Source organism: Streptomyces sp. TLI_185 (assembly GCF_003814765.1).
GTDB lineage: Bacteria > Actinomycetota > Actinomycetes > Streptomycetales > Streptomycetaceae > Streptomyces.
This window is the reverse complement of sequence record NZ_RKRB01000001.1, coordinates 1310886-1334117: the sequence shown is the minus strand read 5'-3', so window position 1 is coordinate 1334117 and position 23232 is coordinate 1310886. Positions and strand designations below refer to the sequence as shown.

Below are 23232 nucleotides of genomic sequence, written 5' to 3'. Positions count from 1 at the left end.
CGCTCATGGCTGCCTACGGACAGATATCTCTGTGCCAATGGCCCAGTATATTGGAGGCGACTTGAGCCAGGCGACGCCTTGATGCTGCAATGTTCGCGTCGATGGCGCTGCGGACCCCGCGGCGCCTTTTTCATGCCGGTGATGTCGAGGGGTGGGAAGCAGTGCTGAAGAGGGTGTTCGTGGCGCCGGATCCGGGGCGGATACGGCTGCGCTTCGCCGCGCGGGCGGTCCTCGGCATCGGGCTCGCGGTCGTCGTCTGCTCTCTGGCCGGACTCTCCCTCGTCGGCGCCGTCACCGGCGGGCTGGCCGCCCTGCTCGCCCTGTTCACCGTCACGGACGCCACGGTCCGCGGGCAGGCCGTCACCACCGCGCTGCTGCCCGCCGTCGGGTTGCCGGTGCTCGCCGCCGCGGCCGAGCTGCACGACCACCCCGTGGCCCGCGACCTCACCTTCCTGGCCGTCATCGGCGCGGGCGTGTACGCGCGCCGCTTCGGGCCGCGCGGGCACAGCCTCGGTGTGTTCGCGTTCATGACCTTCTTCGTGGCGCAGTTCCTGCACGCGACCACGGACCGGCTGCCCGAGCTGTACGCCGCCGTCCTCCTGTCCGTGCTCAGCGCCTCAGCGGTCCGCTTCGTCCTGTGGTGCTACGAGGACCGGCTGCCCCCGGCGCCCGTGCCCGCCCCACCGGCCGGCACCGGCCTGGCCCGCGTCACCACACGCCAGGCCGTGCAGGCCACCGCGGGCGCGGGCTTCGCGCTCGTCGTGGGCCAGCTGGTGTCCGGGCAGCGCTGGTACTGGGCCGTCGGCGCCACCTGGTGGATCTTCGTCAACACCGCCTCGCGCGGCGAGACCCTGGTCCGCGGCTTCCGCCGGGTCCTCGGCACGGTGATCGGCATCGGCCTCGGCCTGCTGATCGCCGTCCCCGTGCACGGAGCGCCCGTCCCCACGGCCGTACTCCTCGCCGTCTGCGTCTTCGGCATCTTCTACACGGCCGCGGTGTCGTACACCTGGATGATGCTGTGGGTCACCCTTCTCGCCGAACTCCTCTACGGCCTCCTGGGCGTGCTGCACCCGGGCCTGCTCGCCCTGCGCCTCGCGGAGACCGGCGTCGGCGCGCTCGGCGCCGTACTCGCGGTGCTCTTCGTTCTGCCCGTCACCACGCACACCATCACCGACGCCTGGATCCAGCGCGCCCTGCGCTGCGTCCATGCGTGCACGGCTGAGGCCGCCGCGCGCCTCGCGGGCTCCACGGCCGCCGACCCGGCGCGACGGATCGCAGAACTGGAGCAACTCCTCGGCCGCGTACGGCTGTCCGTCGCACCCCTCGTGCACCCGCTCAACCCGATGCTGGGCCGCAAGCGGCGCGCCCGCCGGGTGCTGGCCCTGCTCGACGACTGCGCCCGCGAGACCCGCGGCCTGGTCGCCGTCGCCGCCGACCCGGAGGCCTCCCACGACGCCCGGCTGGCAGCCGCCTGCTGGCGCGTGGAGGCGGCGGTCGAGGCGCTCACCGGCGGCGACCGCGCCCATGTCACGGCCGCCGCCGTCGAGGCACCGGCCACGGAACCCGCCCTGGCCCACCTGCACGGCCTGGAACGGGCCCTCGCGGAGCTGGCCACACCCCTGCGGACGCCGTCGGGGTCTCCGCTCGTGGGGGCGTGAGCCCCCAAGGCACTTTTATCGGCCATGTAGAGGGTGGATCAGGCCACCCCTTGGGTAACTCCGCCGCTATCGGACGCCCGATCCCCGCGTGCCGTGCGGGAGCGGCGCGCGGGTGATCCTCCTGGGGGTGCACCATGCGGAACTTCCCGCTGAGCAACGGACATCGCACATGTGTGGGTGAGGACGTGGGCCGCTGCCCGCCACCGTACGAACTCCTGCGCGCCGCCGCCGAGTTCCTCACCCTGCACCACACCGAGGAACGGCTCGGTGACCCCGCCCGCCGTATCGCCGCCGCTCACTCCGAGATCGCGGCCACCGGCAGCTACCGCCACACCACGCAGGAGCTCGTCTTCGGGGCCCGGGTGGCCTGGCGCAACGCCAACCGGTGCATAGGGCGTCTGTACTGGCGCTCCCTGCGGGTGCGTGACCTGCGTGATGTGCGCGGTGCGGACGACGTGGCCGAGGCGTCCGCCGGGCATCTGCGGGAGGCCACCCGCGACGGCCGGATCCGCGCCCTCATCTCGGTCTTCGCGCCCGACGAACCCGGCCGCCCCGGACCTCGCATCTGGAACGAACAGCTCGTCCGCTACGCCGGCTACACGCGCCCCGACGGCACGGTCACCGGAGACCCGCGCAACGCCGGCATCACCGCTCTCGCCCTCCGCCTCGGCTGGCCCGGCGGCCCCGGCACCCCCTTCGACGTCCTGCCGCTGATCGTCCAGGGCGCCGGCGACGACCGGCCCGACTGGTTCGACATTCCGGACGGCGCCGTCCTCGAAGTCGCCCTCACCCACCCCGAATACCAGTGGTGGCAGGAGCTCGGTCTGCGCTGGCACGCGGTGCCCGCGCTCGCCAACATGTGCCTGGAGATCGGCGGGATCTGCTATCCGGCGGCGCCCTTCAACGGCTGGTACATGGGCACCGAGATCGGCGCCCGCAACCTCGCCGACGCCGACCGCTACGACCTCCTGCCGCACATCGCGGGCCGTCTCGGCCTGGACACCCGCTCCGACCGCACACTCTGGAAGGACCGCGCGCTCGTCGAGCTGAACCGCTCGGTGCTGCACTCCTTCGACCGTGCGGGCGTCACCGTCACCGACCACCACACCGAGTCCCGGCGCTTCCTCGACCACCTCGGCCGCGAGGAGCGCAAGGGCCGCCGGGTGGGCGCCGACTGGTCGTGGATCGTGCCGCCGATCTCGGGCAGCACCACCCCCGTCTTCCACCGCACCTACGACACCGTCGAGCACCGCCCCGCCTACGTTCACCACCCCGAAGCTCTCGCCCGGGCCCGCGGAGAAACAGGCGCCTGGGTTGCGGCCCGGTGAAATACCCCGCGTATGGTCTAGACCGCTGGTGATCGACTGCTAACGTCGCCCCGACGGCACAGGACCGAGAGGGGACAGCGGTGACAGACGGCGGCGGGCGGCGACGGCGGGCCTTCATCGGGTCGTTCACGGCAGCGGGAGGCCCCGGGATCGTGACCGCGGCCGTCGCCCCAAACAGCGGGGCGCTGACCGCGCTGAGCAGCGTGGACGGCGTGCCCGACCCCTCCTACCTGGCACCGGCACCCGACGGGCGGACCCTCTACGCGGTCAGCGAGACCGCCGAGGGCGCGGTGGCCGCGTACCGGGTGACGGGCGACCGGCCGGAGAAGGCCGGCGCGCCGGTCCCGGTCGGCGGGAACAGCCCCACGCACCTCAGCGTGTTCGGCGGCCACGTCCTGACCGCCAACTACGGCTCCGGCAGCGTCACCGCCGTGCCCGTCCGCTCCGACGGCACCCTCGCAGGCGCCGCGTCCGACGTCCTCCAGCACAAGGGCTCGGGCCCGCACACCCTGCGCCAGCAGGGGCCGCACGCCCACCAGGTGCAGCCCGACCCGAGCGGGCGGTGGGTCGTCAGCGTCGACCTCGGCACGGACTCGGTCCGGGTGTGCACGCTGACCGGCGGTCGCCTCGAACTGCACCGGGAGATCGCCCTGCGGCCGGGCTGCGGACCGCGCCATCTGGCCTTCCACCCGGACGGCACGCGTGCGTACGTCCTCAACGAACTGACCCCGACCGTCACCGTCTGCCACTGGGACCCAGGCGAGGGCTCCCTGGTGCCGCTGACCGAGCGGCATGTCCTGCCCGACGCCCCGGCCGGCGACGCCTACCCCTCGGGCATCGTCACCTCCCCCGACGGCCGCTTCGTGTGGACCGCCACCCGCGGCGAGGACGTCCTGTCCACCTTCGCCGTCGAGGGAGACGAACTGCGGCTGATCGGCACGGTGCCCTGCGGCGGCCACTGGCCCCGCGCGATCGCCGAGTCGGGAGGATTCCTCTACGTCGCCAACGAGCGCTCGGGCGACGTGACCTGGTTCGCACTCGACCCGACCACGGGCCTGCCGCGCCATGAGGGTTCTCTGGCGGTCCCTGCGGCGTCCTGCGTGGTCTTCGGCTGAGCGCAAGGTCGGCGGTCGGGGAGCGCCCCAAAGGGGCGCGGGGCTGTATCGATCTGCGGCTCCGCCGCGCGGGCGCGACCAGCCACGGCGCTGCCGCAGACGATCGACGGCATATCGCGACCCCGCGGCGGAGCCGCAGATCGGCCCACCCGCCGGAGAGCCCCGGCCGCGAGGAGTACGGCGAAGGGCCCGCTCCAGTGCGTGGAGCGGGCCCTTCGCCGTACGTGAACGTTGAGCAGCGGTGCTGCCGCGTGCCTCAGCGCACCGGCGTGCCCTGCGGCTGCGGCGGGGCGATGCCCAGGGCCGTCGTGTACTTGGCCAGCGCGAGCTTGCCGATCGCCGGGTAGGGGCCGAGGGCCTCGGCGGCAGAGCAGCCCGCCTCCTTGGCCGCCTCATCGATCAGGCCCGGGTCGATCTCCGGCCCTATCAGGTACGGCGCGAGCGCCAGCTGCTGCGAGCCCGAGCCGCGCAGCTGCTCGGCGACAGCAGCGATCGAGCCGTCCTGGTCCAGAGCCGCCGCCATCACCGGCACGGCGAGCCGCGCGGCGAGCAGCATGCCGGTGATCCCGGCCGCCTGAACGGCCTCGTCACCGCCCACCGAGGCCAGGATGATGCCGTCCGCCGCGGTCGCCACGGTGAACAGGCGGGCACGGTCGGCGCGGGCCAGCCCGGCCTCCGACAGGCGCACGTGCAGCGCCTCGGCGAGCAGCGGGTGCGGGCCCAGCACGTCCGTCAGATCGGCAGCGACGCGGCTGTCCATCACGGCCTGCCGGATACGGCGCAGCAGCGCGCCGTCGGGGCCGGCCAGCAGCGGCACGACGACCGCGACGGGGCCGTCCGGCTCCTTGACGTCCAGGCCGGCAGCGCGCGCGTGCTCGAAGCGGGCCGCGCGCTCCTCGGCGGCGTGCGCGAGCACAGCCTGCAGCGAGGGGAACTCCGCCTCGTCCCCGTCCAGGTACCCGATCCGCGCATCGAGGCCGGGCAGCTCGGAGCGGGCGATGCTCACGACCTCCTCGGCGAGGCTGCGCGTGGGGGCGCCGGGAGTGCCCGGCACCGCGAGGACGAGCGCGGGCGCGCCCTCAGGAGCCGCCAGCGGCTCGGGTCGGCGGTGCCGCCCGGGCTGGCGAGGTCGCGGCATTCGTACTGGCAGGCCGGACGCGGGCCCAGTGGGGGAGCTCATGGCGACGCATGTTACTGGCTTCCTGGGCTCCCCTGTTCGGGGAGGGTGCAGGTGAGCGGTTTCTGTCCCATTTTGTCTGATGAGTTACATACGGATCAGAAGCTTGCGACGTAAGAGGATCAGCCCCCTGTGCCGGTCATGACGCTCAGCATCGCTTCATCACTCGGGAGAGTGAGCGTTCCCGCGGCGAGATCGTCGGCGATACGCACCGAGCCCGCCAGCGGATCGCCGGCGGCCGGCACCAGCGGCGCGTGCGGCAGCCGCTGCGACAGCTCTTCCGCCAGCGGGACGAGCAGCGGGTCCCCCATCTTGAACAGGCCGCCCGTGAGGGCCACTTGGGACCCTCCCGCGGTCGGGCAGACCGCGGCCGCGGACTCCGCCATGTGCCGGGCCGCCGCGCGCAGAATGTCCGCGGCAACGGGGTCACCGTCGGCGCAGGCGGCCACCTGGGGTGCGAAGGAGGCGAGCACGGCGGGCCGGTCCTGGCGGGGGTAGAGCCTGCCCGGCAGCCCCGGCATCGGACCGAACATCTCCTCGGCGCGAGCCAGCAGTCCGGCCGAACCGCCGGGTCTTCCGTCGTACGCGCGCAGGGCCCTCTCCAGCCCGGCCCGCCCGATCCAGGCGCCGCTGCCACAGTCGCCCAGCAGATGCCCCCAGCCGTCCGCGCGGCGCCAGCGCGTCAGGTCGGTACCGATGGCGATCAGGCCTGTCCCGGCCGCGACCACGGCACCGGGGCGTGGCCCGAGGGCACCGACATAAGCGGCGACGGCGTCAGCGACGAGGGCGACGGAGCGGATGCCGAACTCCCGCCCCAGGGCACCGGGGAGTTCGGCCCGCAGGGCATCGCCGAGGGAGGCGAGCCCGGCGGCACCCACCACCGCCGCGGTCAGCGCGGAGACACCGGCCTCGGCCGTCAACTCCCGCATCATCGGCACGAGTTGAGCCATGAGATGCCCCGGATCGATCCCCCGGGCTCCGGTGCGCACCGGCTCCCGGGACTCCCGCTGGGCCGGCGGACCGCCGTCCGTGCGCTTGACGACGACCCGCAGACCCGAGCCCCCCGAGTCGACCGCGAGGATCCCGGTCGTGCCCGCCCGCGCCCCGTGCCCCGCCGTGTCCGTCCCAGACCCGTCCCCCGCACCGCTCACGGCAGGCGCCAGTCCACCGGCTGTCCGCCCTGTCTGATCAGCAGGTCGTTGGCCCGGCTGAAGGGACGCGAGCCGAAGAAGCCGCGGTCGGCCGACATCGGGGACGGGTGGGCGGACTCCACCGACGGCAGAGTGCCGAGCAGCGGGCGCAGATTGCGGGCGTCCCGGCCCCAGAGAATGGACACCAGTGGCTTGCCGCGTCCGGCCAGGGCGCGGATGGCCTGCTCGGTGACCTCCTCCCAGCCCTTGCCGCGGTGCGCACCCGGCTTGCGCGGGGCGGTGGTGAGCGCCCTGTTGAGCAACAGCACGCCCTGCTGTGTCCACGGCGTCAGATCCCCGTTGGACGGCTGGGGCAGGCCCAGGTCGGTGTTCAACTCCCGGTAGATGTTGATGAGACTGCCCGGCAGCGGACGCACCTCGGGCGCCACCGAGAAGGACAGCCCCACGGCGTGCCCCGGCGTGGGATAGGGATCCTGCCCGACGATCAGGACGCGTACGTCGTCGAAGGGTTGCTGGAAGGCCCGCAGAACATTCGGTCCGGCCGGAAGATAGGTGCGTCCCGCGGTGATCTCCGCGCGCAGGAAGTCCCCCATCCCGGCGATCCGTCCGGCCACCGGTTCCAGGGCCTTCGCCCAGCCCGCTTCGACGATTTCATGCAACGGTCGTGGTGCCACGCGCGTCACCCTACTGCCGTACGGGCAGCGGAGATCAACCGGTGGCCAAGGCCGTGCGATCCCCCCGCAGCGCTCATCCGATCACCGCGGCCCGCACGCACAGCACATCCGGCAGATGCGAGGCCAACTGCCGCCAGTTGTCGCCGTCGTCGGCCGATGCATACACCTCGCCGTTGCGGTTGCCGAAGTACACCCCCGCAGGGTCCGCGCCGTCGGTGCACAGCGCGTCGCGCAGCACCGTGCCGTAGTGGTCCTCCTGCGGCAGGCCCGCCGACAGCGGCTCCCAGCTCTTGCCCGCGTCGGCCGTGCGGAAGACCCGGCAGCGGTGGCCGGCGGGCACCCGGTCCGCGTCCGCGTTGATCGGGAACACGTACGCCGTGTCGCCGCGGTGCGGGTGGGTGGCCGCGGCGAAGCCGAAGGTGGACGGCAGCCCTTCGCCGATGTCGTTCCAGTGGGCGCCCGCGTCGTCGCTGCGGTACACGCCCCAGTGGTTCTGCAGATACAGGCGGTCCGGGTTGGCCGCGTCCCGCGCGACCTTGTGCACGCACTGCCCGAACTCCGGGTTCGGATCGGGCAGGAACACTGCCGAGACACCGGAGTTGGACGGGGCCCAACTCGCACCGCCGTCAGTGGTCTTGAACACCCCGGCCGTGGACACTGCGACCGTCACGGCCTGCGGGTCGCGCTTGTCGGTGAGCACGGTGTGCAGGCCCTCACCGCCGCCTCCCGGCACCCACTTCGAGCGGGTGGGATGCTCCCACAGGGGGCGCACCAGCTCGAAGGTCTCCCCGCGGTCCTCGGAGCGGTACAGCGCGGCCGGCTCCGTGCCCGCGTACACCACGTCCTGTTCCGCGGCCGCCGGGTGCAGCTGCCACACCCGCTCCAGCGAGGCCCCCGTGTCCTTCGGGAACTTGACGGCCGGCCGGGCCGGTTCCGTCCAGGTGCGGCCCAGGTCGTCGGAGTGGAACACGGACGGGCCCCAGTGGGCGCTGTCGCCGCCGGCCAGCAGCCGCGGACGGTCGCCCCGGGTGTCGACCGCGACCGAGTACACGGCCTGCGCGTTGAAGTAAGGAGTCTCGTCGAACTCCCATGTGCCACCGCGCCGACGCCCGATGAACAGGCCTTTGCGCGTGCCCACGGCGAGCAGTACCTCGGTCATGCCGAATCACCTCCGCTGTGCCTGTGACGGCTCTGTCCCAGACACCGGCCAGTCTGCACCCCGCCACTGACAGTCACCTCTGGAATCGTCATCGCCGCAGGTCAGAGAGGTGTCGTCGGCTCGAGGGGCGATAACCGGCCCCGTTTTGCGAAGACGCCTGCGCGGTCGGGGTGACGCATGCGACCGTCGAGTCGGTGGAGTCGACCTGAGCATCCGGCGGCCTTCGCCCGTATGGGAGGGAGGTTCCGGATGATCGTGCGCTCATGAGGAGGATGCCTTCGATGGCGTTCCGTGGTCCGAAGGTGTGGCTGTGGCGCTGGCGGCGCAACCCGCTCAGGCGTCGCGCCGACGCGGTGGAGGCGTGGGTCGTGCTCGGTGCCTGGCTGGTCACCGTCCTGGCCGGCGTGCTCGCCGGTCTGACGGCCACCAGGTCCGTCGAGGACGGCCTGGCCCGCGAGCGCGTCGAGTGGCGGCAGGTCGCGGCGCGGCTGACGGAGAAGGCGCCCGGAACGACCTCCGACCACCCCTCCACCTCCAGCGGTGACAAGGTGTGGGGAAACGTGCGCTGGACCGCCCCGGACGGCACCACGCACACCGGGCAGGTCCGGGTCGGCCCGGGCAGCAGCGCCGGCACGGCGGTCACCATCTGGACCGACCCGCAGGGCCACCTGGTCTCCAGGCCCGCCACCGCCGCCCAGGCCCAGCTGCGGTCCTCGCTGATCGGCGCCCTGGTGGGCATGAGCGCCGCAGCGGTCCCCTTCATCGGCGGCCGCGTCCTGTGCGGCCGCCTCGAACGCCGCCGTATGTCCCAGTGGGACACGGAGTGGGCCCGCTTCGGGCCCCTGTGGGGGCGCAAGACGAGCTGACGAGGACGCCTGCCGACGGGCCCGCGGCAAGGCGCCGCGCTGCGGGCTCAGGGCCCCTGTGCCATCGTCGTAGGTGACGCCCTCGAGGCGGCGCATGCAGGCGTTGCCTCAGGGCAGAAGTGGTGGCGGTTACTCCAGTTGATGCTGGGCCCCTGGACGCCTCGCGTCGGACAACTACCCTCGCGGACACAACCATTTCTGGCGGAAGGCGGTGCCTCATGGCGGAGCACACTTCCAGAAGGGAACTGGTCGGCGAACTGTCGGCGGAGTTCCTGGGCACGATGATCCTGATCCTCTTCGGCTGCGGTGTGGTCGCCCAGGTCGTGGCCGCCGGGATCGGCGACCACGACAGCATCGCCTGGGCCTGGGGCCTCGGCGTCACGATGGGCGTGTACGTCGCTGCCCGGCTCAGCGGCGCCCACATCAACCCGGCAGTCACCGTGGCCTTGGCCTGCTTCAAGGGCTTCGAGTGGAAGAAGGTCGGGCCCTACATCGTGGCGCAGACCGCGGGCGCATTCGTCGCCGCGCTGCTGGTGCGCTGGAACTACACCGAGGTCCTCGCCAAGACCGACCCCGGCCACACCATCAAGACACAGGGTGTCTTCTCCACCCTTCCGGGCAACGGCGCCCTGCCGGTGAGCGAACTCGGCGCCCTGCGCGACCAGGTGATCGGCACCGCCATCCTGGTCCTGGTCATCTTCGCCGTCACCGACCTGCTCAACACCCCGCCCGGCGCCAACCTGGCCCCGCTCATCATCGGTTTGCTGGTCGTGGCGATCGGCATGGCCTGGGGCACCGACGCCGGCTACGCCATCAACCCGGCCCGCGACTTCGGACCGCGGCTCGCCAGCTACATCACCGGGTACGGGACCGCCTGGCGGGACCAGTACGGCAACATCTACTTCTGGGTGCCGATCGTCGGGCCCCTGGTCGGCGGCGTGATCGGTGCCGCCGTCTACAAGGTGTTCATCTCGCCGTATCTGACCGGCGAGGAGGAACAGGAGCCGGGCCGGATCCCGACTCCGGACGGCGAACACACGGACTAGTGGGGACAGCCTTACCGAGCCGGGCGGGCGCCCGCGTCCAGCAGTAGCGCCCGCCGCCCGTCCGGCCGCTGTCGTCCCGAATGGAGCAGTTACCGTCGTACGCAGCGGGGTGCGCCCGTTCGCGCAGGGCGACGAAGTGCCGCACGCCGGGCGAGGAGCGCCACGGGCATGCGCGGGACGGGCGACAGAGCCACGCCGAAGGCCGCGGCGGCCCGGCCGGGGATGCGGCCGTGGCGGTTCGTCGGCATGTTCGGCACCGTCAGCCTGCTGGCCGACTTCGTCTACGAGGGCGCCCGTTCCGTCACCGGCCCCCTGCTCGCCTCGCTCGGTGCGTCCGCCCTGGTCGTCGGCGTGGTCACCGGCGTCGGCGAGGCCGCCGCGCTGGTGCTGCGGCTGGCCTCCGGGCCGCTCACCGACCGCACCCGCCGCTTCTGGGCGTGGACGATCGCCGGCTACACGCTCACGGTGGTCTCCGTGCCGGTGCTCGGTCTGACCGGAGTGCTGTGGGTGGCGAGCGCGCTGGTGATCGCCGAACGCGTGGGCAAGGCGGTGCGCTCGCCGGCCAAGGACACGCTCCTGTCGCACGCCACCGCCGCCACCGGGCGCGGCCGCGGTTTCGCCGTCCACGAGGCGATGGACCAGGTCGGAGCGCTGATCGGCCCACTGGTGGTGGCCGGGGTGCTGGCCGCGACGGCCGACGACTACGCGCCCGCGCTGGGCGTCCTGGCCGCCCCGGGAGTCGCCGTACTGGCCCTGCTGGTGTGGCTGCGTCACCGGGTGCCGGATCCCGCCGCCTACGAACCGGAGCCGGAAGCCACGGCCGCCGTGGGGCAGGTCGGACGGGCGCGGCTGCCGCGCACCTTCTGGGTGTATGCCGCCTTCACGGCCGCGACACTGGCCGGGTTCGCGACCTTCGGCGTGCTCTCCTACCACCTGGTCGAGCGGCATCTGCTGCCCACCGCCGCGGTGCCGGTGCTGTACGCCGCAGCCATGGGCGTCGACGCGCTCGCCGCGCTGGCCACCGGCTGGGCCTACGACCGGTACGGCGCCCGCACCCTGGCCGTACTGCCCGTCCTCGCCGTCGGCGTGCCCCTGCTCGCCTTCACCGACACGGTCGCCCTGACCGTTGCGGGCACACTGCTGTGGGGCGCCGCCATGGGCGTACAGGAGTCGACCCTGCGGGCCACCGTCGCCGACCTCGTGCCGCCCGGGCGCCGCGCCACCGCGTACGGCCTGTTCGCCGCCGTGATGGGCGCTGCCACGCTGCTCGGCGGCATCCTCGCGGGAGCCTTGTACGCCCGCTCGATCCCGGCACTGATCGTCGTCACCGTGGCCATCCAGGCCCTGGCGCTCGTTCTGCTCGCCGTCACCCGCCCGGGGCGTCCGTCCTGAAATGCGCGGACGGTCCGCGGGCCAGTGCCCGCGGACCGTCCGGTGCAGACCTCTAGAGGGCGGCGTGCCCGATGCGCCGCTTGCGGCGGTGCAGGGCGAACGCGGTGCCGGTGGCACCGGCGGTGAGCAGACCCGCGGCGACGGCTATAGGCAGCGTCGGGGAGGCCGAGCCGGTGTCGGCGACGTTCTGCGCCTTGAGGTCCTGGACGTAGGGCGGGTAGGCGCCCAATGCGGAGGCGGGGGTGACCGTCCCGCTGTGGTGCGGGATGCCCTGCACGGACTTGACCGAGCCGTCCGAGTTCAGCAGCACCTGCTTGTTGTTGGGGTGCTTGAAGTCGAACAGACCGCTCAGGGAGCCGGAGCGCCGGTCGAAGGAGGCGTCACCGATGCGGCCGGTGTGCCAGTTGTTCTCGATGAACCTGGTGATCGACGCCTGCTCGGTGGCGGTGTGGTCGACCGAGTTGACTTTGCTGTAGGGGGAGATGACCAGCAGCGGCTGCCGGGTGCCGGGGCCGCAGCGGTCCGCGTAGCCGCCGGCCGCGGCCGGGCCGGACTGGCAGGCGGGGCTGTCCACGGCCTTGCCGTTGGAGCCGACGGTGGAGTCCTTGGAGCCGTTGAGCACCTTGGCGGCCACGTGGTCGTACCAGCCGTCGGAGTCGTCGTAGGCGAGAACGACCGCGGTGGACTTCCACTGCGGCGACTGCTGCAGCGCGTTGATCTCCTTGATCAGGAAGTGCTGCTCGTCCATCGGGTCCGAGTAGCCGGCGTGGCCGTCCTGGTACTCGGCCGCCTTCAGGAAGCTCACCGCGGGCAGGTGGCCGGCCTTGAGGGCGGCATCGAAGTCCGTCAGGTCGTAGTTGTGGTTGGCCCGGCCGCCGTGACCGATCTCGGCGACGCTCCTGGGGGCCAGATGGTGCGGGTTGGATGTCGACTTGTAGTACTCGAACGGCGAGTGGTGCGGGCTGTAGTCCTCCGAGGCCGCGCCGCCGACGTTGGCGTGGGTGGTGCCGCCGCACTTGGCGTAGTCGCCCTGCTTGCCGTCCCAGGCGGTGCTGGGCCGGAAGCCGCCCTGGAACCAACCCCAGCTCACGCCCTTGGAGTTGAGCAGGTCACCGATGTTCTTGCCCTGCATGGCCGCCAGGGCGTTGGTCGACGTGTGGTCCTTGTCCGAGCAGTCGTCGTAGGCGGGGTCCGGGTCGTTGATCAGCGTGCCGACGCCCTCGGCGTTCGGGGAGACCACCGCGTACGGGTCCGGGGTCGAGGTCTGCTTCGGGTTCTCCGTGCCCGAGGCCGGGTCGACGGAGATCACGCCGTGGGTCTGGCCGGAGACCAGGTTGAGCGCGCCCGGGGTGGAAGGGCCGTAGACCGAGCTGAACGACTTGTCGTTGAGCGCGTAGTGCTGGGCGTAGTTCCACAGCGCCGTGACGGTGTTGCCGTCGTAGTAGTCCATCACCAGGCCGGGCTCGCCGAAGAGCCCGCTGCACTTGTTGACCTCGGTGTTCTCGACGTACTTGTCGGCCTTGCCCCCGTCGGCCGCGTACTGCTCGGGGCCGTAGGAGTGGTTCTGGTCGCAGGTCATGGCCTGCGAACTGGCCAGCCGCTTGGGCTTGTAGAGGTTCGGGTTGTTCTTCAGGAGCCCGGCGTTGAGGAGGTTGTCCGCCTTCGGGGTGTGCGCCGCCGCCTTGAACTTGGTGCCGTCGGTGTTCGCGGCCTTCGGATACGTGGCGAAGTAGTGGTCGAACGAGATGTTCTCGTCGTAGATCACCACCAGGTGCTTGATCGGTGTGGCGGTGTGCGCGCCGGAGTGGGCCTGAGCGCCGGAGGCCGCCGAGGCGGGGACGGCACCGCCCGCGCTCGCCAGGGCCGCCGCGCCGAGCAGGGCGCCTATGCGCGTCAACTGCCGCCGCACCCTTGGGGTCCTACCTGTGCCGATCATGCTGTCTCGCCTTCCGGGAGCACCGAGTTCCACTGCATTCCACCGAATCCCTGCCACGGGATCGGTGGCCATGACATCTACGGCTGGATCCTGGGCAATGGTGGCGGCGGGGCGGGGGAGTGGCAATGACGCGTCAGCGAATGTTGGGTCAGGAAATCCTCATTGTCTTTTGGCGTGCCCTTGACCGGAATCGCAGGGGCGGGGTCAGACCAGCAGCGTGCGCCCCAGCCAGTCGGAGCCGTCCCGGACACCGGGCAGGGCGAAGAAGTAGCCGCCGCCGAACGGGGTGATGTAGTCGACCAGCGGCTCGCCGGCCAGCCGCTTCTGCACCGTCTCGAACTGGCGGGCAAGGTCCTGCTGGTAGCAGCAGAACAGCAGGCCCATGTCGAGGTTGCCGTTGCTGTCCGTGCCGCGGTCGTAGTTGTAGCCGCGCCGCAGGATGCGCTGGTCCTCGGTGGCGCCGGTGCGCGGATTGGCCCGCCGGATGTGGCTGTCCAGGGGGATCACGTCGCCCTGGGGGTCCTGCGGGTAGTTGGGGGCGTCGGTCTCGTGGCGTCCGTCCAGGGGTGCGCCGGTGTCGCGGGCGCGGCCGAACATCCGCTCCTGCTCGGTGATCGAGACCCGGTCCCAGAACTCCACGAGCATGCGGATCAGCCGTACGACCTGATAGCTCCCACCCACGGCCCAGTCGGGCTCGCCCGTGCCGCTGCCCACCCACACCAGGCGGTCCATGGCCCGGGCGTCGCGCCGGTCGGGGTTGGCGATGCCGTCCTTGAACCCCATGTGATTGCGGGGCGTGCCCGAAGGCCGGGGCGGACTGACGAAGCCGTCCATGCGCCAGCGCACCTGCATGCCAGCGCGGGTGTGCCGGGTGAGGTCGCGCAGGGCGTGCAGCACCGTGTCCTGGTTGGCCGCACACAGTTGCACGCTCAGATCGCCGTGGCACCAGGCGGTATCAAGGTCGTCATCGGGGAACGACGGCATGGCGGTGAGCCGGTGAGGTCTGCGGGAGCCCAGGCCGTAACGGTCGTCGAAGAGTGAGGCGCCGACGCCCACGGTGACGGTCAGGGCGTCCGTGGGGACGTCCGGGCCGAGGGTGCCGGAGTCGGCGGGCGGGCCGGTGATGCCCAACTCCTCCGGGCTGCCGCCGGAGGTGAGGAACCGGGCCCGGTCCGTCAACGTGCGCAACAGATCCGCCAGTTCGCCCCGGTTCTCCGCGGTCGCGTCGAAGGCCACGAACGCCGTGGCCCGCTGCGCGGGAGTGATGATGCCCGCCTGGTGCCGACCGTGAAAGGCCACCCGCGCACCCTCGCCGGGCGGCGCGGAGGCGGCCTGGTGGTCGGCGCCCACGAGCCCGGCCCCGGCCACGGCGGCCGCACCGGCCAGGAGGCCGCGGCGTGCGATGTCGGGCGGCGGGGTCACGCGGTTCTCCGTATGTCGGTGGGGGCGGCCATGGCGGAGGCGGCTTGGTGGTCTGTGGACGGGAGGCCGCGGCGTGCGATGTCGGGCGGCGGGGTCACGCTGTCCTCCGTACGTCGGTGAGGGCGGCAACGTCGGCGAGCTGCTCGACCAGTTCGCCCAGGTCTGCGTCGGTCTTCTCCCGCTGCGCGCGGGGGAGGCGGTCCAGGGGTGTCCAGTGGCCGTCGTGCTCGCCGCCGTCGAGTGTGCGCCGGGCCCGGGCCATCCAGGAGTCCAGGCCGGACAGGCCCTTGTCGCGGGTCTTCAGCAGCGGACGCAGACAGCCGAGCAGCACGCGGGTGCCGTCGAGGTTGGCGCGGGCGGTGGCCAGATTGGTGCCGCTGCCGTAGTCGGTACGGCCGGTCAGCTCGAACTGCACGGTGTTCTCCAGGATCTCGTGCGCGCGCAGACCGACGTCGGCCGGATCCATCCGCTGGTCGGGCCAGCTGTCACGCAAGGCGTGCACGGCCTTGGCGAGCCGGCCCGCCGGCCCGCGCAGGCTGCCGGCCGACTCGCCGTGCCACAGCCCGTACTCGACCCGGTGGAACCCCGTGAAGCCCGGGTCGTGCACCCCGCCGGACAGTCCCGCCGTGGTCCCGTTGATCGCCGAGTCCGCGTCACCGAAGGTGCCGTAGGCCGCGCCCATGCGCTCGTACACGAGGTGCGCGGGAAGCCAGGCGGCGCGGGCGGCCGAGAGGTCCCCGCGGTCGATCGCGTCGCGCAGCATGTCGGTCTTGTGCGACAGCTCCACCGTGCGGGCCTGGATCCACTTCTGGTAGGCCAGCGTGGGCGGGATGAGCTGCTGCTGGGTCACCGGGACGGCGGCCGGACCGCTGTGCACATGACCGCCGGTGATGTGCACGGTGGGGCCGGTGACGGCGTCGGCGTCGTCCGGCAGGCACTTGAAGGCGTACGAGCCCTTGCCGAGCGTCACCCGTATCGGGCGCTCGGTCCCCGGGGCCAGCCCTTCGACCTCGCCGTAGACCGCGTCCGTCCTCGCGTCGGTCAGATAGACCTCGGCCGCTGTGCCGGAGGTGTTGCGCAGCTCGAAGACCTGACGGCCGGCTTCGGGATGGGTCCAGCCGCGGCCGCAGTAGGCGGAGGTGACCTCGACGGCGGTGTGCCGCAGCCCGTCGGCCGGCCTCGCCTGCTGACGCCCGCCGCCGGAACCACCGGCAGCCACCACCCCGGCCGTCACCGCAGCCACTGCCGCCAGGGCACCACCTGCGAGCAGCGCGGTGCGCCGCCGGGCCCGGGGAGCGGGTGGACCGGATGCGGTTTCGGGCATGCCGGCCCTCCTGGAAGTCGTACGAACGAGTCGGCGCCGAATGATCCTAAGCAGGCCGGAGGACCGCGACAGCGTTCCTGACCGGTTCCTGACCGGGGGAAGGGCCAGAATTCGGCGAGGGTTCACCTGCTCGTCCTGCAGCGTGGCGGCGTCTCACCTGCGAAGAACCCGGGCTCACGACGCCTCAGTCCCGCCGCCGCCTCCTACGTCGGCTCAGCTCCCGCCCGGCAGTGCCCTGTTCATCACGGCGTCCAGATCGGCGGAGTCCGGCAGGGTGCCGAAGGCGTGTCCCCAGTCGCCACCCAGCCGGGTCGCGCAGAAGGCGTCGGCGACGGCGGGCGGGGCGTGCCGGACCAGGAGGGAGGCCTGCAGGGTCAGCGCCATCAGCTCCACCAGGCGTCGGGCGCCGGACTCGGACCCCGTGGCGAGCAGGCCCTCGAGCCGGGTCACGGCGGCATCCAGACGGGCGTCCGCCCCCTGCGCCAGGGCGAGCTCGTCGAAGAGGGCCTGTGCGGTGCCGGGCTCACGCCGGAGCGCCCGTAGGACATCAAGGGCGTTGACGTTCCCGGAACCCTCCCAGATCGACAGCAGCGGAGCCTCGCGGTAGTGGCGGGGCATGCCCGACTCCTCCACATAACCGTTGCCGCCGAGGCACTCCAGGGCCTCCGCGGTGAAGGCCGGGCCCCGCTTGGTGACCCAGTACTTGCCGACGGCGGTCGCGATCCGCCGGAACGCCGCCTCGCCCGCGTCCCCGCGCACCGCCCGGTCCGCGGAGCCCGCCAGCCGCAGGGTGAGCGTCGTGGCGGCCTCCGACTCCAGCGCGAGGTCCGCCAGCACGTTGCGCATCAGCGGCTGGTCGACCAGCCGCGCCCCGAACGCGCTGCGGTGCCGCACATGGTGCCCCGCCTCGACGAGCGTCTTGCGCATCAGGGTGGCCGACATCATCACGCAGTCGAGCCGGGTGCAGTTGACCATCTCGATGATCGTCTTGACGCCACGGCCCTCCGGCCCGACCAGCCAGGCCACCGTCCCGTCGAACTCGGGTTCCGAGGAGGCGTTGGACCGGTTGCCCAGCTTGTCCTTGAGCCGCTGGATGCGGAAGGTGTTACGGCTCCCGTCGGGCAGGATCCGCGGCACCAGGAAGCACGACAGACCCTCCGGGGCCTGCGCCAGCACCAGGAAGACGTCGCACATCGGCGCCGACGTGAACCATTTGTGCCCGCGCAGCTGGTACACGCCCGGCTCGGCGGTGGGCCACGCCGTGGTCGTGTTCGTACGGACGTCGGAGCCGCCCTGCTTCTCGGTCATCCCCATGCCGGCGAGCAGGCCGCGCTTCTCGGTCGGCACCTGCAGGCCCGGCTCGTACACCCGGCTGGTCAGCAGGGGTTCGTAGATCTTCGCGAGCTCGGGCTGGGCACGCAGGGCGGGTACGGCCGCGTACGTCATCGAGGTGGGGCAGCCGTGTCCCGCCTCGGTGTGTCCCCACACCAGCCCGCCCGCGGTACGGGCGACATGGGCGCCGGGCCGGTCCTCCGCCCATGGTGTGGCGGCCAGGCCCTCGGCGACCGCGGCCCGCATCAGATGGTGCCAGCTGGGGTGGAAGTCGACCTCGTCGATCCGGTTGCCGTAGCGGTCGTGCGTGCGCAGCACCGGCTCGTGGACGTTGGCCTGCTCGGCCCACTCCTGCGCCTCGGCACTGCCGGCCCGCAGCCCGAGCCGCCGGACGTCCTCTTCGGCCCATCCGGCGCCCTCCCGGCGCAGCCCCTCCAGCAGGGCCGTGTCCTCGGAGGCGTCGTACGGCGTCAGGGCGGGCGGCTGGTTGGTGACGTCGTGCGTGTCGTACTGCCGGCGGGGCTGCGCGGGCGCGGGTGTCGAGACCATACGGCCATGTTGCACCTTTCCTGCGGCCGTAGCAATGTTGCAACAAGAGGCTCGCACGTAAAGTACCTGCCCATGCGGATGAACATGGCGGCGCAGCCCGGTGAGGTCGATCTGCCGCCGCTGTCCGCGCGGTCGGTCGTGCTGAGTCTGCTGCTGGGCACGCATCCTCCGGAGCTTCCGGTGAAGGAGCTCGTCCGCGCGGTGGAGCCCTTCGGTGTCGGCGGTTCCACGCTGCGTGCCGCGCTCAGCCGGATGGTGGCCGCCGGTGACCTGCGGCGCACCGATGCCGTCTACCGGCTCAGCGACCGCCTACTCGCGCGCCAGCGCCGCCAGGACGAGGCGGTGGAGGCCCGCACGCGCGCGTGGGACGGCGACTGGGAGATGGTGGTGATCACGGCGACGGGCCGCGGCCCCGCCGAACGCGCCGACCTGCGCACCCGGTTGACCGCCCTGCGCCTGGCCGAACTGCGCGAGGGTGTCTGGCTGCGACCCGCCAACCTCAGCCGTCCTTTGCCGGACCACCTGGAGCAGGTGGGCCAGTCCTACACCGCCCGCCCCGACCGGCCCGCGCGTGAACTGGCCGCGCAGCTGTGGCCGTTGGACACCTGGGCCGCCACCGCCCGGTCCCTGCTCGCTCATGTGGCCGAGGCGCACCGCCCGGCCGACCGCTTCGCCGCCTTCGCCGCGGTCGTCCGCCACCTGCTCGCCGATCCCGTGCTGCCGCCCGAGCTCCTGCCCGAGGGCTGGCCGGGCGCGCGGCTGCGTGCCGCGTACGCGACGTACCAGGGGGAGATCACCCGGTCGATCGGGCACTGAATCGATTGACGCCGACACGGCGGCGGCCGTACGAAGCGCCGTGCGGGTGCGCTTCGTACGGCCGGGTTCACCGTGGGGGGCTTACTTGTAGGTGATGTCCGAGCTCGCGTACTTGCAGTACGTGCCGTCGGGGCCCGAGCCGTTCTTGGGCGGTTCGGCGCCCGTGTTGTTCCCGATGTACTTCTGGCAGGGCACGATCTTCTTGCTGCTGTCCCCGACGATGGTGATCTTCTTCAGGGTCGCGCTGTCGCCGTAGTTGGTGTTGATCCCGACCAGCGCGCTGCCCTTGTAGGTCGCCTCGATGGTGTTGAGGTTGATGGTCCGCTTGTACTGCGTCTTGCAGTTGCCGCAACTGCGGACCAGCTTGCCGAAGTTCTGCACCGCGAAGTTGGAGACGTTCAGCGTGCCGGCGCCGTTGAACTGGAACACCTTGTCGCCGGCTTCCTTCGCGCCGCCGCCGGAGACGGTGTACACGTTGGACGAAGAGGAGCCCCGGAAGGTCGCCGCGTCCTCGCCGACGTCCTCCCACCACACGTTCTGCAGCGTGCAGCTGCCCTCGCAGTGGATGCCGTCCGCGGCGGGAGCGCCGATGATGACGTTCTTCAGGACGGTCCCGGCCGCCAGGTCCAGGATCGGGTCCTGGTCCTCGTTCTGGCCTCCGGTGCCCAGGTCTCCGCTGCCGTAGAGGCGCTTCATCCCGTAGTCCTTGGTGCCGGAGAGCTTGATGGTGGCGGTGACGGCCTGGCTGCCGTTCGCCGTGGGCCAGGTGGCGGCGCTCGCGGGCGAAGTGCCGCCTGCCATGATCATGCCAACCGAGAGGCCGAGTGCGGCCAGGCCTCCGGCGAGTGCGCGTCGGCGGGCGCGCGGAAGTGCTGGTGAAGTCATGTCCCGATGCCTTCCTCCGGTGGGGGTGGTGGTCAGAGCCTTCCGGCGCCCGCGCCGCCGGTCACCGAGGCGACCACGGACGAGGCGGGCTCGGCGCTGTAGCTGTAGGGCGGGCTGGTGAAGGTGCCGACCCGCGAGATCTCGGTCGCGGCCGCGCCGAGGTCGTTCCCGCTCAGGTTGGCGTAGCCGTCCTCGTCACTGTCGCGGTTGGTGGTGACGGCGACCTGGGTGTCGCGGAAGACGTTGTTCTGCACGAACATCTGGGCGCCCATGCGCGAGTGCACGGCGGTCTCGGCGCCCACGACGTAGTTGTTGTAGAAGTGCCCGGTCCCGAACCGCAGGCTGGGGATGCGGGAGTTGACGTTGTTGAACCAGTTGTGGTGGTACGTCACCCGCAGATGCCCGGTGTCCTCGCTCGCGTTGTTGTGGCTGTGCCCGACGAGCGAGCCCTTGTAGTGGTCCTTGAAGGTGTTCCAGGACACGGTCACGTAGTCGGAGGCGTGCGTGATGTCGACCAGGCCGTCGTAGTAGTCCTTGCCGTGGTCGCGGTCGGACGACAGCGAGTTGTGGTCGATCCACACCTTCGTCGAGGCCTGGACGGTGATCGCGTCCGTCTTGACCGCCTTGCTGAGGTTCAGGTTGCGGATGACGACATTGGACACCTTCTTCAGACGCAGTCCGCCGCCGGTGAACCCGGAGGACGAACCGACGCCCAGCACCGTGGTGTTGGAGCCGATGTCGACCTGACCGCTCAGCGAGAGCAGGCCGCTCACCTTGACGACTTTCGCGGTGCTGCCGGAGACCGCCGACTTGAAGGCGCTCGGCGTCGAGACGGTCACCGCCGTGGCGCTGCCGCCGCCGGTCGTCCCGGCGCCGAACCCGACCGGCGAGGATTCGGCCGCCCCGGCCGGCTGGGGGAGCGTCAGGGCGGACACCGTCGCGAGGGCGGCCGCCGCGGCCACCACCAGGGCGGACCTTTGCGCGTGTGTACGTGGGGGGTGAGTACGCATGCGGGTGCGTCCCTTCAGGAGGACTTGCTCGATCGTGTACGTGAACGACGTACGCCGTGCTGAACTCCTCGCGCGAGCAGAGCGGCCAGGCGGGCCTGCAGGGAGCGCCTGTCGGTCACACTGCTGAACGGAACGTAGGGGGCAAGCGCTTTCTAGTCAACGCTTTGCGCAGAAGACATCAGGGAAGGCCCGGTGAGCTGCAAGGGCTGTCTCGAACCGTGCGGGCGAGCCATGGAGAGTCGCGTGGGAGCGCTTCCACGACAGTCGTGTCCATGCCACCATGCGGGGCGGATCCTGTCTGAGAACGCCCCCTGCCTCAGAACGCCCCTGCCCACACCTTCTGCCGAGAAAGGGACCCGACGTGCCCACCCCCACCCCCACCCGCACCTCCACCGGGAGACTCCTGCGGACGGCGCTTCTGACGCTGATCGCCGTGCTGGTGCCGTTACTCGCCGCGGTGACCCTCACCGCGCCACCGGCCGCCGCACGCACCGCCGTCCCCACCGCGACCCTCACCGAGGTCACCGACTTCGGCACCAACCCCAGCAACCTGCAGATGTACCTGTACGTGCCGGCCGGCGTCACCGCGCACCCCGCGGTCGTGGTCACCGTGCACTACTGCACCGGCTCCGGACCGGCCATGTACAACGGCACCGAATGGGCCCAACTCGCCGACACCCACGGCTTCGTGGTGATCTACCCGTCAGTCACCCGCGCCAGCAAGTGCTTCGACGTCTCCTCGCCCCAGGCCCTCAAACGCAACGGCGGCAGCGACCCCGTCGGCATCAAGTCGATGATCGACTGGGTCACCCGCACCTACAACGCGGACCAGAGCAAGATCTACGCCACCGGCATCTCCTCCGGCGCGATGATGACGAACGTCCTGCTGGGCGACTACCCCGACGTGTTCGCGGCCGGCGCCGCCTTCTCCGGCGTGCCGTTCGGCTGCTTCGCCACCACCGACGGCTCCGAGTGGAACAGCGCGTGCGCGAACGGCACCGTCACCCACACCCCGCAGGAGTGGGGCGACCTGGCCCGCGGCGCCTACCCCGGCTACACCGGCCACCGCCCCCGTATGCAGCTGTGGCACGGCACCGAGGACGCGACGCTGCGCTATCCCAACTTCGGAGAGGAGATCAAGCAGTGGACCAACGTCCTGGGCGTCGGCCAGACCCCGGCCGCCACGGACTCGCCCGCCTCCGGCTGGACCCGCACGCGCTACGGCTCCACCGGTGACCAGGCTCCCGTCGAGGCCATCAGCCTCCAGGGCGTCGGCCACAACCTCTACAGCTACGGCATGGCCTCCCGCGCACTGGCCTTCTTCGGCCTCGACACGGCCGGACCCGCACCTCAACCCCAGCCCGGCGCCTGCAAGGTGACCGCCACCACCAACGCCTGGGACACGGGTCTGACCGCCTCTGTGACGATCACCAACACCGGCACGACGACGATCAACGGCTGGCGGCTCGGCTTCACCCTGCCCGCCGGTCAGGCCATCACCAACGGCTGGGGCGCCACCTACACACCCGCGACCGGCGCGGTGACGGCCACGAACGCCTCGTACGACGGCGCACTCGCCCCGGGCGCGGGCGTCACCATCGGCTACCAGGCCGGCCACACGGGCAACAGCGCGGCCCCGGCCGCCTTCACGCTCAACGGGACAGCCTGCACGAGCAGTTGAGGTCCGGCACCGACGACGGCCGGGGCGCCCGGCTCCGGCCGCCGTGAACTTCGGGCCCGGCATGGATCCGGAGTGATCAGCCTCTTCTCGCGGCCGGCAGGAATGTCATGTCGGTCCGCCCGAGGGCGGGTGACGTCGCATTTCGCGGGAACTCGGTCCGCACACGAAAGGCCACGTCATACGAGGTGAAGAGAGCTATGGACACGCAGCAAGCATCGACGAGTCTGCTCGAGCCGCTGCGGACCGCGGCCTCGGCGCTGCGCAGGGTGCCCGGTACGGGGGCCGTGAGCAGGGCCACCGAAGGAGCGCTGGACCGGATCGGAGCCGTCTCGCCGCAAGGGCGCCGGATAGCCGTGTACACCGGGGCCGGGGTGCTCGGCGTCGCCGGTGTGGTCGAGTGGCCGGTCGCCCTCACCGGAGCAGCCGTGGCCTGGCTGACCCAGCCGAAGCCGCACGACAAGCCGAGCTCGTCCGCCGGGAGCGGGCGCACCACGTCCGGCACCCGCGGCAGGACAGCCGCGACACAGACCAAGAAGTCCACGGCACCAGCCAAGAAGGCCACGGCCTCGGCCGGGAAATCCACGGGCCGGAGCACGAAATCCACCGGTCCGGCAAGCAGGTCCACCGCTCAGAAGAGGACGACCTCCGGTCCCGGCAAGTCCACCGCGCGCAGCGGCTCGACGGGCCGCCGCAGCAGCGCAACCGGCTGAG

Annotated in this window: 19 protein-coding genes; 9 read left to right on the top strand and 10 right to left on the bottom strand. The window is 71.8% G+C overall.

Annotated elements, in window-relative coordinates; all coding sequences use genetic code 11:
• The first annotated feature begins 161 nt into the window (after positions 1–161).
• The 3 genes from EDD92_RS06075 (at position 162) to EDD92_RS06065 (ending at position 4101) form a co-directional block, all read left to right on the top strand.
• Positions 162–1658, top strand: a complete 1497-nt coding sequence (locus EDD92_RS06075) for an FUSC family protein (protein ID WP_123963357.1) — start codon at positions 162–164, stop codon at positions 1656–1658.
• 173 nt (positions 1659–1831) lie between these two features.
• Positions 1832–2986: a nitric oxide synthase oxygenase gene (locus EDD92_RS06070; protein ID WP_260326343.1), complete on the top strand. Its 1155-nt coding sequence runs from the start codon at positions 1832–1834 to the stop codon at positions 2984–2986.
• 80 nt (positions 2987–3066) lie between these two features.
• Positions 3067–4101 carry a lactonase family protein gene (locus EDD92_RS06065; protein WP_123963355.1) on the top strand — a complete coding sequence of 345 codons (1035 nt, stop codon included), beginning with the start codon at positions 3067–3069 and terminating at the stop codon, positions 4099–4101.
• A gap of 256 nt (positions 4102–4357) precedes the next feature.
• Here EDD92_RS06065 and EDD92_RS06060 read toward each other — a convergent pair whose 3' ends face one another.
• The 4 genes from EDD92_RS06060 to EDD92_RS06045 all read right to left on the bottom strand — a co-directional run bounded on the left by EDD92_RS06060 (position 4358) and on the right by EDD92_RS06045 (position 8262).
• Positions 4358–5281, bottom strand: coding sequence for a sirohydrochlorin chelatase (locus EDD92_RS06060; RefSeq protein ID WP_123963354.1), 924 nt, complete (start codon positions 5279–5281; stop codon positions 4358–4360).
• Between the two features lie 119 nt (positions 5282–5400).
• On the bottom strand, positions 5401–6360 hold the full coding sequence (locus EDD92_RS06055) for an N-acetylglucosamine kinase (protein ID WP_260327283.1): 960 nt from the start codon (positions 6358–6360) through the stop codon (positions 5401–5403).
• Positions 6361–6425: 65 nt separating this feature from the next.
• Positions 6426–7103 (bottom strand): uracil-DNA glycosylase, encoded by a 678-nt coding sequence (locus EDD92_RS06050; protein WP_123963352.1) that lies wholly within the window; start codon positions 7101–7103, stop codon positions 6426–6428.
• Between the two features lie 73 nt (positions 7104–7176).
• A complete protein-coding gene (locus tag EDD92_RS06045; RefSeq protein ID WP_123963351.1) occupies positions 7177–8262 on the bottom strand; it encodes a sialidase family protein in 1086 nt (361 codons plus the stop codon).
• 281 nt (positions 8263–8543) lie between these two features.
• Between EDD92_RS06045 and EDD92_RS06040 the strand changes: the two genes are divergently transcribed.
• From EDD92_RS06040 to EDD92_RS06030, 3 genes are all read left to right on the top strand, one after another.
• Positions 8544–9128, top strand: coding sequence for a hypothetical protein (locus tag EDD92_RS06040; protein ID WP_123963350.1), 585 nt, complete (start codon positions 8544–8546; stop codon positions 9126–9128).
• 218 nt (positions 9129–9346) lie between these two features.
• Positions 9347–10174, top strand: a complete 828-nt coding sequence (locus tag EDD92_RS06035; RefSeq protein WP_123963349.1) for an MIP/aquaporin family protein — start codon at positions 9347–9349, stop codon at positions 10172–10174.
• A gap of 168 nt (positions 10175–10342) precedes the next feature.
• Positions 10343–11566 carry an MFS transporter gene (locus tag EDD92_RS06030; RefSeq protein WP_123963348.1) on the top strand — a complete coding sequence of 408 codons (1224 nt, stop codon included), beginning with the start codon at positions 10343–10345 and terminating at the stop codon, positions 11564–11566.
• Positions 11567–11618: 52 nt separating this feature from the next.
• On the opposite strand, the gene EDD92_RS06025 is transcribed toward EDD92_RS06030, so the two are convergent.
• The 4 genes from EDD92_RS06025 to EDD92_RS06010 all read right to left on the bottom strand — a co-directional run bounded on the left by EDD92_RS06025 (position 11619) and on the right by EDD92_RS06010 (position 18129).
• Positions 11619–13502, bottom strand: a complete 1884-nt coding sequence (locus tag EDD92_RS06025; protein ID WP_123963347.1) for a phospholipase C — start codon at positions 13500–13502, stop codon at positions 11619–11621.
• A 204-nt stretch (positions 13503–13706) separates the two neighbouring features.
• The gene (gene efeB / locus EDD92_RS06020; protein WP_123963346.1) at positions 13707–14924 is read right to left on the bottom strand and encodes an iron uptake transporter deferrochelatase/peroxidase subunit; all 1218 of its coding nucleotides are present in this window, start codon (positions 14922–14924) and stop codon (positions 13707–13709) included.
• Positions 14925–15018: 94 nt separating this feature from the next.
• Positions 15019–16248: an EfeM/EfeO family lipoprotein gene (locus EDD92_RS06015; RefSeq protein WP_123963345.1), complete on the bottom strand. Its 1230-nt coding sequence runs from the start codon at positions 16246–16248 to the stop codon at positions 15019–15021.
• Positions 16249–16461: 213 nt separating this feature from the next.
• Positions 16462–18129: a DNA alkylation response protein gene (locus EDD92_RS06010; RefSeq protein ID WP_123963344.1), complete on the bottom strand. Its 1668-nt coding sequence runs from the start codon at positions 18127–18129 to the stop codon at positions 16462–16464.
• Between the two features lie 72 nt (positions 18130–18201).
• Between EDD92_RS06010 and EDD92_RS06005 the strand changes: the two genes are divergently transcribed.
• Positions 18202–18945 carry a PaaX family transcriptional regulator C-terminal domain-containing protein gene (locus EDD92_RS06005; RefSeq protein WP_123963343.1) on the top strand — a complete coding sequence of 248 codons (744 nt, stop codon included), beginning with the start codon at positions 18202–18204 and terminating at the stop codon, positions 18943–18945.
• A gap of 81 nt (positions 18946–19026) precedes the next feature.
• On the opposite strand, the gene EDD92_RS06000 is transcribed toward EDD92_RS06005, so the two are convergent.
• A complete protein-coding gene (locus tag EDD92_RS06000) occupies positions 19027–19830 on the bottom strand; it encodes a pectate lyase (RefSeq protein WP_123963342.1) in 804 nt (267 codons plus the stop codon).
• Between the two features lie 32 nt (positions 19831–19862).
• Entirely contained in the window at positions 19863–20840 is a 978-nt protein-coding gene (locus EDD92_RS05995; RefSeq protein ID WP_123963341.1) for a polysaccharide lyase family 1 protein, read from the bottom strand.
• Positions 20841–21264: 424 nt separating this feature from the next.
• Here EDD92_RS05995 and EDD92_RS05990 point away from each other — a divergent pair, with 424 nt between their 5' ends.
• Both EDD92_RS05990 and EDD92_RS49770 read left to right on the top strand, forming a co-directional pair.
• Complete coding sequence (locus EDD92_RS05990; RefSeq protein WP_260327282.1) at positions 21265–22521, top strand: PHB depolymerase family esterase; 1257 nt, start codon at positions 21265–21267, stop codon at positions 22519–22521.
• 197 nt (positions 22522–22718) lie between these two features.
• On the top strand, positions 22719–23231 hold the full coding sequence (locus EDD92_RS49770) for a hypothetical protein (RefSeq protein ID WP_185123948.1): 513 nt from the start codon (positions 22719–22721) through the stop codon (positions 23229–23231).
• The last annotated feature ends 1 nt before the right edge of the window (position 23232 follow it).